General features: G+C 46.4%; 9 protein-coding genes. 4 read left to right on the forward strand and 5 right to left on the reverse strand.

Features of this window, described 5'->3' with window-relative positions; translation table 11 throughout:
- Positions 1-62: 62 nt before the first annotated feature.
- The 4 genes from NH568_RS01500 to NH568_RS01515 form a co-directional block, all read right to left on the reverse strand.
- Positions 63-1,574, reverse strand: a complete 1,512-nt coding sequence (locus tag NH568_RS01500; RefSeq protein WP_253044144.1) for a SpoVR family protein — start codon at positions 1,572-1,574, stop codon at positions 63-65.
- Positions 1,575-1,588: 14 nt separating this feature from the next.
- On the reverse strand, positions 1,589-2,869 hold the full coding sequence (locus NH568_RS01505; RefSeq protein ID WP_253044146.1) for a YeaH/YhbH family protein: 1,281 nt from the start codon (positions 2,867-2,869) through the stop codon (positions 1,589-1,591).
- A 23-nt stretch (positions 2,870-2,892) separates the two neighbouring features.
- On the reverse strand, positions 2,893-4,815 hold the full coding sequence (locus tag NH568_RS01510; protein ID WP_054014024.1) for a PrkA family serine protein kinase: 1,923 nt from the start codon (positions 4,813-4,815) through the stop codon (positions 2,893-2,895).
- Between the two features lie 887 nt (positions 4,816-5,702).
- Positions 5,703-6,284: a Fe-Mn family superoxide dismutase gene (locus NH568_RS01515; protein ID WP_253044147.1), complete on the reverse strand. Its 582-nt coding sequence runs from the start codon at positions 6,282-6,284 to the stop codon at positions 5,703-5,705.
- A 273-nt stretch (positions 6,285-6,557) separates the two neighbouring features.
- On the opposite strand from NH568_RS01515, the gene NH568_RS01520 reads away from it, so the two are divergent.
- The 4 genes from NH568_RS01520 to NH568_RS01535 all read left to right on the forward strand — a co-directional run bounded on the left by NH568_RS01520 (position 6,558) and on the right by NH568_RS01535 (position 13,896).
- Positions 6,558-6,905, forward strand: coding sequence for a Grx4 family monothiol glutaredoxin (locus tag NH568_RS01520; RefSeq protein ID WP_046006741.1), 348 nt, complete (start codon positions 6,558-6,560; stop codon positions 6,903-6,905).
- Between the two features lie 526 nt (positions 6,906-7,431).
- Positions 7,432-11,892, forward strand: a complete 4,461-nt coding sequence (gene gltB, locus NH568_RS01525) for a glutamate synthase large subunit (protein WP_253044151.1) — start codon at positions 7,432-7,434, stop codon at positions 11,890-11,892.
- A gap of 8 nt (positions 11,893-11,900) precedes the next feature.
- Positions 11,901-13,316, forward strand: a complete 1,416-nt coding sequence (locus NH568_RS01530) for an FAD-dependent oxidoreductase (RefSeq protein WP_253044153.1) — start codon at positions 11,901-11,903, stop codon at positions 13,314-13,316.
- A gap of 184 nt (positions 13,317-13,500) precedes the next feature.
- Positions 13,501-13,896 (forward strand): hypothetical protein, encoded by a 396-nt coding sequence (locus NH568_RS01535; RefSeq protein ID WP_253044155.1) that lies wholly within the window; start codon positions 13,501-13,503, stop codon positions 13,894-13,896.
- 838 nt (positions 13,897-14,734) lie between these two features.
- Here the strand turns inward: NH568_RS01535 and recN are convergent.
- Entirely contained in the window at positions 14,735-16,411 is a 1,677-nt protein-coding gene (gene recN / locus NH568_RS01540; protein ID WP_253044157.1) for a DNA repair protein RecN, read from the reverse strand.
- Between the last annotated feature and the right edge of the window lie 24 nt (positions 16,412-16,435).

Below are 16,435 nucleotides of genomic sequence, written 5' to 3' on the forward strand. Positions count from 1 at the left end.
GCTTCCTAAATCAGGTAGGTGTTCCTTTAAATGACAAAAAGCCCTTTTATAAGGGCTTCTTGTTAAATGGAGTCTTCTTTATTTTCCTGAGGGCACTGACCCAAAATGCTCACTGTACCGTCGTCCTGTTGCTCTTCCAGTTTAACTGGAAACCCCCACAGTCGGTAAAGGTGTTTCAGTACTTCTTTCTTCGAATCAGCAAGGGGTACCTTGTTATGGGGAACGTACCTTAATGTAAGCGAGCGATCGCCTCGTATATCCACATTGTACACCTGAATATTGGGTTCGTGATTACTCAGGTTATAATGTGCAGACAAACTATTTCTGACCTTCTGATAACCAGATTCATCGTGAATGGCTCCTACTTCCAGATGGGGTGATTTTTCTTGGTCTATGATAGTAAATAACTTGAAATCTCTCATGATTTTCGGAGACAGAAACTGGCTAACAAAGCTTTCATCTTTGAAGTTCTCCATGGCAAAATGGAGTGTATCTAGCCAATCCTTACCGGCAAATTCTGGGAACCAGTACTTGTCTTCGTCAGTTGGGTCTTCGCAGATCCTGCGGATATCCACCATCATATTAAACCCCAGCGCATACGGGTTTATGCCAGAGTAAAACTTACTGTTGTATGGCGGTTGGTATACGACATTGGTATGACTTTGTAGAAACTCTAGCATAAATGCGTCGCTTAACTTACCTTCGTCATATAGGTGGTTCAATATCGTATAGTGCCAAAACGTGGCCCAGCCTTCATTCATCACCTGAGTCTGTCTCTGCGGATAAAAGTACTGAGATACTTTACGTACTATTCGAATGATCTCTCGTTGCCAAGACTCAAGTAGTGGGGCGTTTTTCTCAATAAAGTACAGGATATTTTCCTGAGGCTCAGATGGAAACTTTACATCTTCGCGTTCATCCTGTTGTTTCCCTTTGGGGATGGTTCGCCAAAGTTCATTGACCTGAGACTGTAGATAATCTTCCCGTTCTTTTTGGCGTTTTTGTTCCTCGTACATGGAAATCTGTTGTGGGCGTTTATAGCGATCTACCCCATAATTCATCAATGCATGGCAGGAGTCGAGCAGGTTTTCGACCTCATCTATGCCGTATTTTTGCTCACACTTGGCGACATAGTTTTTTGCAAAGACCAGGTAGTCGATAATCGATGATGCATCCGTCCACGCTTTGAAAAGATAATTTCCTTTAAAAAATGAATTATGGCCGTAGCAGGCATGTGCCATTACCAATGCCTGCATTGGCATGGTATTTTCTTCCATCAGATAGGCGATACACGGGTCTGAATTAATCACAATTTCATAAGCGAGGCCCATCTGTCCTCGTTTATAGGTTTGCTCCGTCTGGATAAACTTTTTACCGTAAGACCAGTGTGCATAGCCAATAGGCATACCTACGCTGGAGTAGGCGTCCATCATCTGTTCCGCGGTGATTACTTCAATCTGATTCGGATAAGTATCCAGTCTGTAGTGGGCCGCAACTCGAGCAATATCAGCCTGATATTCTTCAAGCAAGTCGAACGTCCAGTCCGGGCCATCATTTAGCGGGTTATATGTCATAGGCACTCCCCCAGTTAGGCTGCGTTTTGTTGTCGGTTTTTCTTAAACAACTCTCTGAATATCGGATAGATGTCTTCGACAGAACGAATGTGTTGCATTGCAAAGTTGTCAAATGTATCCGCAATGCCCTGATACTCGCGCCAAAGACTCTGATGTGCGCGTGTCGTGATTTCGATATAGGCATAGTAACGCACCACTTTTAACAGCTTGTTCGTTAGTATGTCTGTACAGTGTGGTGAATCATCTGCCCAGTTGTCACCATCAGATGCCTGTGCGGCATAGATGTTCCAGTCTCCCTGTGCGTATCTGTCTGCAATGATTTCATCCATCAGCTTAAGTGCACTGGACACTATGGTACCGCCAGTTTCCTGAGAGTAGAAAAACTCTTGCTCATCGACTTCTTTCGCTTGTGTATGGTGCCTGATGTAGACAACTTCGATATCTTTGTAGGTTCGTGTTAAGAACTGATAAAGCAAAATATAAAACCGCTTCGCCATATCTTTGGTTGCCTGATCCATTGAGCCAGATACATCCATCAGGCAAAACATAACAGCTTTACTTGTAGGGTGTGGGCGCTTTTCATAATTTCTGAACCGCAGGTCATAGTTATCAATGAAAGGAACCGCGTCTATTTTGCGTTTAAGCTCTGCTATTTCTTGCTCAAGTTGCTGGATTTGCGTTTGCTTTGGTACAGGCTCTTCAAGCAAAGCTGCTAATTGCTCTTCTAGCTCTTTAAGCTGTTTTCTTTTGCTTGCGGTCATTGCAATGCGCCTGGCCACTGAGCCTTTCAACGATCTCACGATATCCAAGTTACTGGGCATACCATCGTTACAAAAGCCAGCTCTGTGCGTTTTCATTTGCACTAACTTGTCGAGCTGACTTTTTTGCAGGTTTGGCAACTCCAGGTCTTCGAACAAGAGATCCAGGTATTCATCTTTTGAAATTGAGAACACAAAATCGTCCTGACCCTCACCTTGGTCACTCGCGTTGCCTTCTCCGGCGCCGCCACCCTGACCTGAGGGGGGACGCTGAATTTTGTCTCCGGTCGTGAATTGGTCATTGCCGGGGTGAATATGCTCTCGATTACCCCCTTTCCCTTGATGAAAAATGGGTTCACTGATGTCTCTTTGCGGAATAGAAATACTCTCTCCACTGGAGACATCAGTAACACTTCTTTTGTTGATGGCATCTGAAACCGCTTCTTTTATCTGCTTTTTATAGCGTCTGATAAAGCGTTGACGGTTCAACGTACTTTTATTCTTGCCATTCAGTCGACGATCGATGAAATGTGCCATAGAACACCCTCCAACCGCTAATGTTATTGAGATTTTCTAACTCGTAAATACCACTCAGATAGCAACCGGACTTGTTTCTGGGTATAGCCTTTTTCCATCATTCGATTGACAAAGTCTTCGTGTTTTTTCTGATCTTCGGCTGAGGTTTTTGCGTTGAAAGAAATTACCGGCAGCAACTCTTCCGTGTTCGAGAACATTTTCTTCTCTATTACGGTTCTGAGCTTTTCATAACTGGTCCAGACTGGGTTTGCACCATTATGATGAGCACGAGCTCTCAATACAAAGTTGACGATTTCATTCCGGAAATCTTTGGGGTTTGAGATGCCTGCGGGCTTTTCTATTTTCTCAAGTTCGGCATTGAGTGCAGCTCTGTCGAATAGCTGGCCAGTATCCGGATCCCGGTATTCTTGATCCTGAATCCAAAAATCGGCATAAGTGACATAGCGGTCAAAAATGTTTTGTCCGTATTCTGAATAAGATTCGAGATACGCAGTTTGTAGTTCCTTGCCAATAAATTCAACATACTGTGGAATCAAATAGCCTTTAAGGTGGCTTAAGTAGCGTTCCTGAATTTCTGCGCTGAACTGTTCACGTTCAATTTGTTGTTCCAGCACATAGAACAAATGAACTGGGTTTGCCGCGACTTCAGCGTGGTCAAAGTTGAAGACCCGAGATAATATCTTGAAGGCAAAACGGGTAGAGAGGCCAGTCATGCCTTCATCCACACCGGCATAATCTCTATATTCCTGATAAGACTTAGCTTTGGGGTCTGTGTCTTTGAGGCTTTCGCCATCATAGACGCGCATTTTTGAGTAAATGCTGGAGTTTTCGGGCTCATTGATACGTGACAACGTAGAAAATTTCGCAAGTGTTTCAAGCGTGCCCGGTGCGCATGGTGCAGTTCTGAGCTCACTGTTTTCAATCAGCTTCTTGTAGATTTTAACTTCTTCAGAAACACGCAAGCAATAGGGCACTTTAACAATGAAAACCCGATCCAAAAATGCTTCGTTGTTTTTGTTGTTTTTGAACGACTGCCATTCTGATTCATTGGAGTGAGCAAGGATGATGCCGTTAAAGGGCAGGGCGGAAATCCCTTCTGTGCCGTTATAATTTCCTTCCTGTGTTGCAGTGAGCAAAGGGTGCAGAACTTTAATGGGCGCCTTAAACATTTCCACGAATTCCATCAACCCTTGGTTGGCCAGACACAAAGCCCCTGAATAAGAGTAGGCGTCTGGATCATTTTGGGCATAATGCTCTAGTTTTCGTATATCGACTTTACCAACCAGTGCTGAAATATCCTGGTTGTTCTCATCACCCGGTTCTGTTTTTGCGATGGCAGTCTGGTCTAAGATAGACGGGTACCGTTTCACAACTCTAAATTTAGAAATATCGCCGTTGAATTCATGCAATCGTTTGGTCGCCCAGGGAGACATCACTGTACGCAAGTAACGGCTGTTTATCCCGTACTCTTTATCCAGTAATTCGCCGTCTTCCAGTGGGTTAAACAGGCTAAGAGGATGGTCATTTACGGGTGAACCTTTGATCGCATAAATAGGTACCTGCTGCATTAGGTATTTGAGTTTTTCCGCAATGGATGACTTACCCCCCCCGACAGGACCGAGCAAATAAAGTACTTGTTTATATTCTTCAAGGCCCTGCGCGGCATGTTTGAGATAAGACACTATTTGTTCAATGGCGTCTTCCATACCGTAAAATTCATGAAATGCAGGGTAGCGAGCAATGACTCGGTTTGAAAACAGGCGACTAAGCCGAGCATCCGTAGAAGTATCGACCATTTCTGGTTCACCAATTGCCATCAGCAAACGCTCCGGTGCACTGGCGTAAGCTGCTTTGTCTTCTTTACATATTTCCAAATATTCCGCTATGGTGAACTCTTCTTCTTGGGACGCTTCGTATCTGGACTGGTAATGCTCAAATATACTCATAATGAACTCCAATAACCTGTTGATGATGCGGTCTCTTAATGCAAGGCTACTTAAAGTTTAGTAGGGATATATAAAATTTGCCCAAAAATTCCACTAATTCAATGTAAAATAAATACTCTTTGATTTTGTGGCATAATCGTTGAGTCTACGATCTGCCCGTGTTAGTGCTGAGCAAATTTGAGTATAATTGGCATGATATTGTCTAAATGATCAAACTCAGATGCCAGCATCAAGTAGAGGCAAAAAAAACACATTCTTTGTAATTTTCCTAGTAATTTCAGTGCATCACGGTATATATCTTTTGACCTTGTAGTTTTGCTGCTCCATAAAATGTACAACATGGCAACCCACAGTAGTACGAATAGAGTCAAAATCAGCCAAATATAGTGATTTAGAGTTCCTACCGACATAACAGCCTCCGGTGCAATCCAGACAGCCTACACAGAAGTTGGGACTGCCGATTATAAACTTACTTAAAGCTTAGTCTTGATATTCATGAATTGCCTAAAAATTCCAGTAATTTAATGCCCGTTGAGCTCATTGCACTGGTGCGGAAAATCGATACCGAATGAGCATTACGGTGCTTTCTCTTCAAGTTTGTGTGTAAATAGCTAAATTTGACTAATTAAGCGGTTAACTTTCTGCCAATTGGCTTGTTAATAAGTGAAATTTCAGAGCTTGTTTGCAGTTATAAACAATGAACAGTAGTAGTGGATTTACACTGCGTTAGGTGGCAGTTGATGGGGGACCTCTACATTAGTATCTGGTACATTGACTCGGGCGACGGCATGGAACTAGTCATGTTGCATACTTTAATGGGAGCCTGTCAGGGGAAAAAAGCCAACAAAAAAGGCGCTCTGAAAAGCGCCTTTTTACACAGTCTGAAATTAAGCAAGGTTCTCGTTTGCGAAATCCCAGTTAACCAGTGCCCAGAAGCCTTTCAGGTAGTCTGGACGCACGTTGCGGTAATCGATGTAGTAAGCGTGTTCCCACAGATCTACAGTAATGATTGGCGTAACGCCTTCTTCTGTCAGTGGCGTTGCTGCATTTGAGGTGTTAACGATATCCAAAGAACCGTCAGCAAGCTGCACTAACCAAGTCCAGCTTGAGCCGAAATTGTTAACTGCTTTATCGTTGAATGCTTCCTGAAATGCAGCGAATGAGCCCCATTTCGTATTGATCAGGTCAGCAACTTTACCAGTTGGCTCGCCGCCACCATTTGGTGCCAGGCTGTGCCAGTAGAAAGTATGGTTCCAGATCTGCGCTGCGTTGTTGAATACGCCGCCTTCAGAGTTACATACGATTTCTTCTAAAGATTTGTTCTCAAGGTCTGTGCCCTGGATAAGGCCGTTCAGTTTTACAACGTACGTGTTGTGGTGTTTACCGTGGTGGAACTCAAGCGTTTCCTGAGAAATATGCGGTTCAAGCGCGTTGATTGCATACGGAAGTGACGGTAGTTCAAAAGCCATGTTAATCTCCATTTCGTTGTTAAATTGCCAAAGCAAATAGAAGCAATCTCTATCTTAGCTTACATTTCTATACGATTTGACGGCATATAGTGATACTATAATTCCTGAGTATTTTACTCAAGTTTTGGCAAACAGCAATGGCAATAGCCAAGACTTGTAGAATGAATGGCTTAGATTGCATTCATTTTGTACGGGCTAACTGACAAAAGACAGAGGTCGACTGGCAAAGTGGATGATATGCTGAGCTATGCTATCGTCATTTTGAGGTAAATAATGGAAACCATTGAAAAGATTAAACAGCAAATCGCAGAGAATCCGATCATCCTATATATGAAGGGATCGCCCAAGTTACCTAACTGCGGTTTTTCTTCGCAGGCATCTCAAGCGCTGATGGCGTGTGGCGAGCAATTTGCTTACGTCGATATTCTGCTTAACCCAGACATTCGTGCCGAGCTGCCTCATTATGCCAACTGGCCAACATTTCCGCAGCTTTGGGTCGAAGGTGAGTTGATTGGTGGATGTGATATCATCATTGAAATGTTCCAAAAAGGTGAGTTGCAACCTCTGATTGCGGAAACGGCTGCAAAATACAAAGAAGACGACGCTGAAAAAGCAGAGTAATTCTGCTTGAAGTCGTTTTGGGGCATGTCAGCGTTAGTTGCATGCCTTTTTTTATGTGCCATTGCTTTTCATTCATGTCTGCCTATATCTGCGAACACAGCTTCTAATCATTGAGATCTTTTCGTTAATTTCACGGCCTATTCTAGCTTTTGCAACACCAAGTTTACGCATGCGTCAAGCATTAACCCTGCATAGATTAAGGGGTTGCCAAATTCACACTCGAAATAGTGAATATTTATTCAGTGTTATGTTGGGTGTTACGTTAACGTAAACTTCCCCTTTTACAGGTGCTATTTATCACTTTTTTGGTTTGATACCGGTGTCATTTTGTGTTTTTCTACGTGTGTTGAAATATTTGTAAATTACCAGGGCGTTGTTTAAGTACCTTTTTTATGAGAAATATTCATGTATGTGAATAACTATTCTTTATTGTATTGACTCGAATACTAATCAGGGCTAGCTTTGATTATCTGCCAGTAATTCGTCTGAAATTACCGGCTGGCAGTTGTAGCAAGGGGAGGAGTCCATGTTATATGACTCGGCATTAGAAAAAGAAAACTGTGGTTTTGGTTTGATCGCACACACACAAGGTCAGGCCAGCCACAAGCTGATCCGCACGGCAATTACCGGTCTGGACAGAATGCAGCACCGCGGGGGCATCGCAGCGGATGGGAAGACTGGGGATGGGTGTGGTTTATTATTACAAAAGCCAGACAGCTTCTTCAGAGCTGTAGCGGCTGAAAACGAGTGGCATCTTGGCAAAAATTATGCGGTTGGTATGGTGTTCCTTAGCCAAGATCCATCGCTTGCCAAACAAGCCCGTGACATCATCAACAACGAGCTAGAAAAAGAAACCCTGACATTGGTGGGCTGGCGAACTGTCCCTACCGACCCAGGCATGCTTGGTCCTATTGCAACGGAGCAATTGCCCCTGTTTGAACAGGTCTTCGTGTCTGCGCCGGAAGGATGGCGTCCAAAAGACCTGGAACGCCGACTTTATATCGCACGTCGTCGTATTGAGAAGCAGCTGGAGTCAGATCCAGACTTTTATATTGCGAGTTTGTCGGGTCTGGTAACCATCTATAAAGGTCTGATGATGCCAGCGGATCTGCCTAACTTTTATCTTGATCTGGCTGACATCCGGATGACCAGTGCTATTTGTGTGTTTCACCAGCGCTTTTCGACGAACACGCAACCGCGTTGGCCACTGGCTCAACCTTTTCGCTACCTGGCACACAATGGTGAGATAAACACCATTACCGGAAACCGGCAGTGGGCCAAAGCGCGTGCATATAAGTTTGCCTCGCCTCTGTTGCCTGACTTACAAAATGCGGCACCATTTGTAAACGAAAGCGGTTCAGATTCATCCAGTCTGGATAACATGCTGGAGCTGTTTCTTGCTGGTGGTATGGATATCTTTCGCGCTATGCGTATGCTGGTGCCACCTGCCTGGCAGAAAAACCGTGCAATGGATGATGAGCTCAGAGCATTTTACGATTTTAACTCGATGCACATGGAACCCTGGGATGGACCAGCGGGCATCGTTATGTCTGATGGTCGCTTTGCGGCTTGCAACCTGGACAGAAATGGTTTGCGTCCGGCGCGCTATGTCATTACACAGGACGGGTTCATTACTTTGGCTTCTGAAGTGGGCATATGGGATTACGAGCCCGATGAAGTGGTTGAGAAAGGGCGTGTTGGACCGGGTGAGTTGCTGGTCGTGGATACGCTTCATGGCAAGATTTGGCAGTCTGACGAAATTGATGAAGATCTGAAAGCAAGGCATCCATACAAGACCTGGCTAGAACAAAACGTTAAACGGCTAACGCCATTTGAAGCGCTTAATGAAGCGGATGCGGGGCAGCGTGATTTTGATGATGAGACATTGCTCGTTTATCAAAAGTTGTTTGCCTATAGTAACGAAGAAGTCGATCAGGTGATCCGTGTGATGGGCCAAAATGGTCAGGAAGCCACCGGCTCTATGGGAGACGACACGCCTTTCGCAGTGCTCTCTGAAGGAATACGTTCGCTGTACGACTACTTCAGGCAAAAATTTGCTCAGGTAACCAATCCGCCTATCGATCCCTTGCGCGAGAATCACGTGATGTCGCTTGCAACCTGCATCGGTCGTGAGCAGAACGTGTTTAACGAGACAACTGGCCACGCCAAGCGTCTGCAATTTGATTCGCCTGTCCTGACCTTCTCTGATATTCAACAGCTGTTGGCGGCAGATGATGATCATTACAGTGTGTGTCGCATATCACTGAATTACAACCCACAGGTGGAAAGCCTGAAAAGCGCCATTGAGCGGGTCTGTGACGAAGCTCAGCAAAAAGCCGCATCAGGATGCGTAATGTTGTTGTTAAGTGATCGTGATATCACTCAAGACACTATGCCCATACCTGCGGCAATGGCAGTAGGGGCTGTACAATATAGACTGGTGAATACGAATCTACGCTGCGATTCCAACATCATAATTGAAACCGGCAGTGCACGCGATCCGCATCAATTTGCGGTACTACTCGGATTCGGCGCAACAGCGATATACCCTTATCTGGCTTACGAGACTTTGGTTGCGCTGTGTGACAGCAAAGTGATTGAAAAAACTTATCGCGAAGTAACGTTGGCGTATCGTAATGCGATTAATAAAGGCTTGTACAAGATCATGTCCAAGATGGGGATCAGTACCGTTGCCTCTTATCGCTGCTCGATGTTGTTTGAAGCTGTGGGCTTATCTGATGAAATTGTTGAACTGTGCTTTAACGGGGTCAGTAGTCGTATCCAGGGAGCGGGTTTTGCTGAGTTCGAAGCGGATGGTTCACAGTTGCACAAGCTGGCATATAGTAAGCGCAAGTTGCTCTCTCACGGTGGTCTGCTTAAATTTGTTCATGGTGGTGAGTATCACGCCTATAACCCGGACGTAGTGCAGTCGTTGCAAGTTGCCGTACGATCAGGAAACTACGAGGACTATCAAAAGTACGCCAATCTTGTGAACAATCGGCCCGTGACAAATTTACGAGATCTGCTGGCGCTAAAAACGGATTGTACAGCCATAAATATTGATGAGGTAGAACCTGCAACTGAGTTGTACAAGCGCTTCGACTCTGCAGCGATGAGCATTGGTGCTTTATCACCGGAAGCGCATGAAGCACTGGCGATTGCTATGAACCGGTTGGGAGGCTGCTCTAATTCCGGTGAAGGGGGCGAAGATAAGTTACGTTTTGGTACTGAGAAAAATTCACGTATCAAGCAGGTCGCTTCTGGCCGATTTGGTGTAACTCCCCACTATTTGCAAAGTGCGGATGTGATCCAGATAAAGGTTGCGCAAGGGGCTAAGCCAGGTGAAGGCGGACAGTTGCCGGGTGAAAAGGTGACACCTTACATCGCCAAACTGAGATATTCTGTGCCTGGTGTTACTTTGATTTCACCACCGCCGCACCACGATATCTATTCAATTGAGGACCTGGCGCAATTGATCTTTGATCTTAAGCAGGTCAATCCCAAGGCAATGATTTCCGTCAAGCTGGTGTCTGAACCCGGTGTGGGCACGATTGCAACAGGGGTTGCGAAAGCCTATGCAGACTTGATTACGATCGCCGGTTACGATGGTGGAACGGGGGCAAGTCCGCTCACTTCGGTAAAGTATGCTGGTAGTCCGTGGGAGCTTGGCCTGGCTGAGACGCAGCAGGCATTGGTAGAAAATGGCCTGCGCCACCGTATCCGGTTGCAAACTGACGGTGGTCTCAAGACCGGTCTGGACATTATTAAGGCTGCGATTCTGGGCGCAGAAAGCTTTGGATTCGGAACAGGGCCTATGGTTGCACTGGGATGTAAATATCTGCGTATTTGTCACCTGAATAACTGTGCGACAGGTGTCGCTACTCAGGATGAGACGCTGCGGCAGAAGCACTATCATGGCTTGCCAGAAATGGCGATGAACTACTTTCGCTTTATTGCTCAGGAAGCTCGGGAGATCATGGCGTCGCTGGGCATAAACAAGTTGACCGATTTAATCGGGCGTACGGACTTACTCGAGGTGCTGGGTGGAACAACCGCAAGACAGCAAAAGCTTGATCTACAACCTCTGCTGGCAAAACCGGCGAATCCGTCGGGCGAAACACTCTATTGCAGTGCGCCGAACACGTCGCACTATCAGGGTCAACTCAATGAGAGCTTGCTTGAGAAAGCGAAGCAAGCGATAGACGACAAAACGGGTACCTCTTTGGTGAGTCGCATTAAAAATACTGACCGCTCTGTGGGTGGAATGTTGTCTGGATATATAGCTTCTCGTCACGGCAACCAGGGTATGGCTGCTGATCCTGTGGTGATCGAATTGCACGGAACCGCAGGGCAGGCATTTGGTGTGTGGAATGCCGGTGGTCTTGAAATGACACTGGTTGGAGATGCCAACGACTACGTGGGTAAGGGCATGGCTGGTGGCAAGTTAGTGATACGGCCACCTGTAGGCTCTAGTTTCCTGACTCACCAGGCTACCATTGCTGGTAACACCTGTTTGTATGGAGCAACCGGTGGCAAGTTGTTTGCTGCCGGGCGCGCCGGAGAGCGATTCGCCGTACGTAACTCAGGAGTTCAAGCGATTGTTGAAGGATTAGGTGATAACGGCTGCGAATATATGACGGGTGGCGTTGTCTGTGTGTTAGGTCAGGTTGGCGTTAACTTTGGCGCCGGGATGACTGGCGGTTTTGCCTATGTACTGGACGAAGCCGGAGATTTCGACAAGCGCTATAACCCTGAGCTGGTTGAAGTGCTCTCTTTGGAAGGGTTAGCAACCATGCAGGAGCATTTACGAGGCTTGATTGCTGAGCATCTGGAGTACACAGCCTCTTGCAGAGCAGAGCAGATCCTGGCTAATTTTGAGTTGTATGTGCCTATGTTCAGGCTGATCAAACCAAAATCAAGTGATGTAAAGAGCTTGTTGGGGCATCGTGCACGCAGCAGTGCTGAATTGCGTGTCCAGGCACAATAGGGGGAAGTATGAGCGAAAATGTCTATCAATTTATCGATGTACAGCGCATCGACCCGAGAAAGAAGCCTATCACGACACGCAAGAGCTCTTTCGTTGAAATTTACGAACCGTTTTCAAAGCAGCAGGTCAGCTCTCAGGCCGATCGCTGCTTGGATTGTGGTAACCCTTATTGCGAGTGGAAGTGTCCGGTGCACAACTATATTCCGCAGTGGCTAAAGTTGATCCGTACGGGCAGGATCCTTGAGGCTGCAGAATTGTCGCACCGGACCAATAGTCTGCCAGAAGTGTGTGGTCGGGTTTGCCCACAGGACAGGCTGTGTGAAGGCTCTTGCACACTTAATGACGAGTTTGGTGCCGTCACGATTGGTAATATTGAAAAGTACATCACGGATACCGCATTTGCACAGGGCTGGAAGCCCGATATGTCTTATGTCACCTGGACTGACAAAAAGGTGGCCATTATTGGCGCGGGTCCTGCCGGGCTTGGTTGTGCGGATATTTTGGTGCGTAACGGGGTGAAACCTGTGGTGTTTGATCGTAATCCGGAGATTGGGGGATTACTGACGTTTGGCATCCCGTCATTCAAGCTGGAAAAATCGGTGATGGAGAAGCGTCGCGAGATCTTTTCGGAAATGGGTGTCGAGTTTTGCCTTAATACGGAGATTGGCAAAGATATCAGTATGGACGAGCTACTCGCACAATATGACGCCGTATTTATCGGGGTCGGTACGTACCAATACATGCGCGCCGGATTGGACAATGAAGATGCAGAGCATGTATATGATGCGCTTCCGTTTTTGATTGGTAACACTAATCGGGTCATGGGTTATGACGAAAGTAAACAGGCGTACATAGATATGGCTGGTAAACGGGTGGTGGTGCTGGGCGGTGGTGATACTGCAATGGACTGCGTGCGTACCTCTGTGCGTCAGGGCGCACAGTCTGTGACCTGTGCGTACCGCCGGGACGAAGCCAACATGCCGGGGTCGCGTCGTGAGGTTAAGAATGCCAAAGAGGAGGGCGTTAAGTTTAGCTTCAATGTTCAGCCTAAAGGCATTGAACTCGATCAACATGGCCAGGTTGCGGGTGTTCGCATGGTGCGGACTGAGCTGGGCGACCCGGATGAAAATGGTCGCAGACGTGCACAAGAGGTGCCAGGATCCGAACACCTGATTGAAGCCGATGCCGTTATTATGGCGTTTGGTTTTAAACCCCATAACCTTGATTGGCTTGCAGCCTATGACGTTGCCATCAATGAGTGGGGCGGTATTGTAGCGCCAGAAAAGGGCGCATTTACACACCAAACCAGCAATGAGAAAATCTTTGCTGGTGGCGATGCCGTTCGCGGCTCCGATCTGGTGGTTACCGCCATCTTTGAAGGCCGTAACGCAGCAGAAGGGATCATGGATTATCTAGGAGTGTAAAGTCGCTTACTCTGGCTGAGTATGGTTTCATCATAAAAATTGGCCCGCGGTTAACCATTTTGGTTAACAGCGGGCTTTTTGCTTTTTGGGTGTACCTATTCATTCAGCACTTGGATTAAATCACTAACTAGGGTGGGCTCGGGCTTCGGGCTAAGCATGGAGTTTGGTTACATTTGAAGGAATTATGAACTATATTGCCGTCCTAATTGCTTTGGCAACTTTGCCAGCTTTTGCAGATGTTAATCAGGTATTTAAAAATATAGCGTTAAGGTCTGATCTCCTTATTGTTGATGAGCACTCTGAGTTTCAGTTTCTCGGTTCGCTGAATAATGGAGACAAGATATTTAATTATCGTCGTTATTTTAACGCCGGACTGAGGGCGGCTACGCGCTTAGTCGTAATAGATACACAACATAATTTAGTTGGCATGTATGCCGTGAACGATTGGGCAACGTATGTCGATGAAGAATGTATATATTTTGCGCACCAGGCCTCAGAAGGAAATTCGATTTGTCTTGAGAGTGGTCAGCTGCCGACACAGGCATGGGTAGACGGTTCACTGCCCTCACTTTATAGATAGGCTGAATGGACAGACAGGTGTTATGGAATTACTTGGAAACAACTAATGGAATGAATATCCAATTAGAAATTGTGTCAAGGACAGGACTTGTTCTTATCTGCCTGTGTTCTACCATCACAGTTCACGCGGCATGTGCGGTAATTGAAACGTCCTGCTCTATTATTCAGCCGAGTCAAAAACACCAACACCACTTTACTTGTGAAGCATTTATGTGTGGGAATATCCATGATCAGTCTGCTGGTTGGGAATATGAGAATGGTGTACGAGTATCTAAGGTTATGTACGGACATAATACCAAGATCACAGTTAATCGAGTGTCAGGATTTGAAGTGCCGCCTGTCGATAACTATAACGGGTTGTGTGTTGCAAATGGCACAGGAAAAATGGTTTATTGTGTGAAAGGGTTATCGGGGTGGGATCAATCGAGCAAATGAACAAATAGTCTACTGGCTGATGGAAAACGAATCGCTAATGATGGAGTAACCCCTTATAGGGAGGTAGAGTGAAAATCGCGGGTATTATGTTATGAGTTAAAGGCTGTACCTGTGCTGTCTGATAAATTCGTTTCTCAGAGCACACGAAAGCTCACAAGGTAAGATAGCATTAAGGCGCAGAATCTGCCCTAGTAAGAGCGGCTAACTTTGGGTTATGAAGTCAAACACCGGGCATAATTTAAAGTATTGTGCATGCTTTTGACACCTGGCCCGCTCGTACCTTTCCATAGGTACTGAGCGGACAACCAATCCCTAAACAGCTATTATCGAAGTATCAACAACATTAAATAAGGGCAGAAGCTTCGGCACTCAGGTATGCTTTATTGAGCCGCTCCCGCCCGATGTTACGCCCCCTGCACCTCAAGCAGCTCTTTAGCACTGGCAAGTGTGGTGCTGCTGATTTTGTCGCCACCAAGCAAGCGGGCGATTTCATCAATGCGTTGCTCCTGAACTAGTGGGAGCATAGACGTAAAGGTTTCACCGCCTTCAACACGCTTGGAAACAAAGAACTGATGATGACCACTACAGGCAACCTGGGGCAAGTGAGTCACACAGATCACTTGGGTTGAGTTACCAAGCTGGCGTAATTGTTTCCCCACCTGTGAGGCTGTGGGACCCGAAATACCAACGTCTACTTCATCAAATATCAGAGTAGGGGTGGTAACTCGGTTCGCGATAATTACCTGAATAGCCAGGCTGATCCGTGACAGCTCGCCACCCGATGCTACTTTGGCCAGCGCTTGCAGAGGCTGTCCCGGGTTGGTCGAAACCAGAAACTCGATCTTATCCATGCCAAGCTCATTGGGGCGTCTGTCTTCATGCTGGTTAAGCTGAATAGCAAACTGGCCGTTTTCCATCGACAGTTCATGCATGCTTTCACTGATTAAATCATTCAAAGTCAGTGCAGCCTGCGCACGGCTTTCACTCAGTTGTGCCGCTGAGATTTGATAGGCGTGTAGTGCCTCCGCTATTTCGTGTTGCAGATCTTCTATGCGCTCATTGTTAGAGCAGATAGATGCCAGCTCTTCGTGCAACTGTTGATGATGTTGATGCAGTAACTCAGGGCCGATCTGGTGTTTACGTGATAAGGTCATTGCTTGCGCCAGCCTGTCTTCGACAGCCTGCAGACGCTCTGGGTCTTGTTCGATGTTTTCACCATAGGCACGCAGTTCTCGGCAGCCTTCTTCGAGTTGCACTGCAGCCTCCCCCAGCAGTTGGCTGATCTCCTGCAGTTTAGGGTCATAATTGCTTAGTTCAATGAAGGTTTGTACGCTGTGTTGAAGTTGCCCTAATACGGTCTGGTCATCCTGCTCAGACAGGCACATCAGTTCACGCTGACAGCTTTCTGCCAGCGTCTGGCTATGACTCAATCGTGTATGCTCAGTTTCAATCTGCTCATACTCGCCTTCTTCCAGCGCAAACTCATCCAGTTCCTGAACTTGGTATTCAAGCAGTTGTTTTTTGGCCGCCTGCGCCTGCTGTTGTTTTATGAGTTCGGCGTGCTCTTTTTGTAGCGTATGATAATGTTGATACTGAGCACGCACGGCGTGTAACAGGTTATCGTGACCCGCATAGGCGTCCAGTAAGCCCAGCTGATGCTCGGGTTTAAGAAGTAGCTGGTGGGCGTGCTGACCATGAATGGCAATGAGTCGCTGGCCGAGCTCTTTTAATTGCGCAGCCGTTACAGAGTTGCCGTTGATAAAGCTTTTACTGCGGCCATTTTGCATAACAACACGACGTAAAATGCAGTTTTGCTCTTCATCGTCCAGCATTAAATCGTTCAAAAACTGCTGAGCATTGGGAAGTTGCCTGATATCAAACTGAGCAGTTATCTCTGCTTTGGTCGCACCAGGTCGAATGCTGGCAACGTCTGCCCGCTCACCCAGACACAAAGAGAGTGCATCGATTGCAATGGATTTACCTGCACCGGTTTCGCCGGTGATGGCAGTCATACCTGAGCGCCAGTCAATGGTTAATTCGTTAACAATGGCAAAGTTTTTGATTTGCAGACAAAGAAGCATGCTGTATATCCAAACAGTACAATT

The sequence above is a fragment of the Pseudoalteromonas sp. XMcav2-N genome (assembly GCF_024124545.1).
Taxonomy (GTDB): Bacteria; Pseudomonadota; Gammaproteobacteria; order Enterobacterales; family Alteromonadaceae; genus Pseudoalteromonas.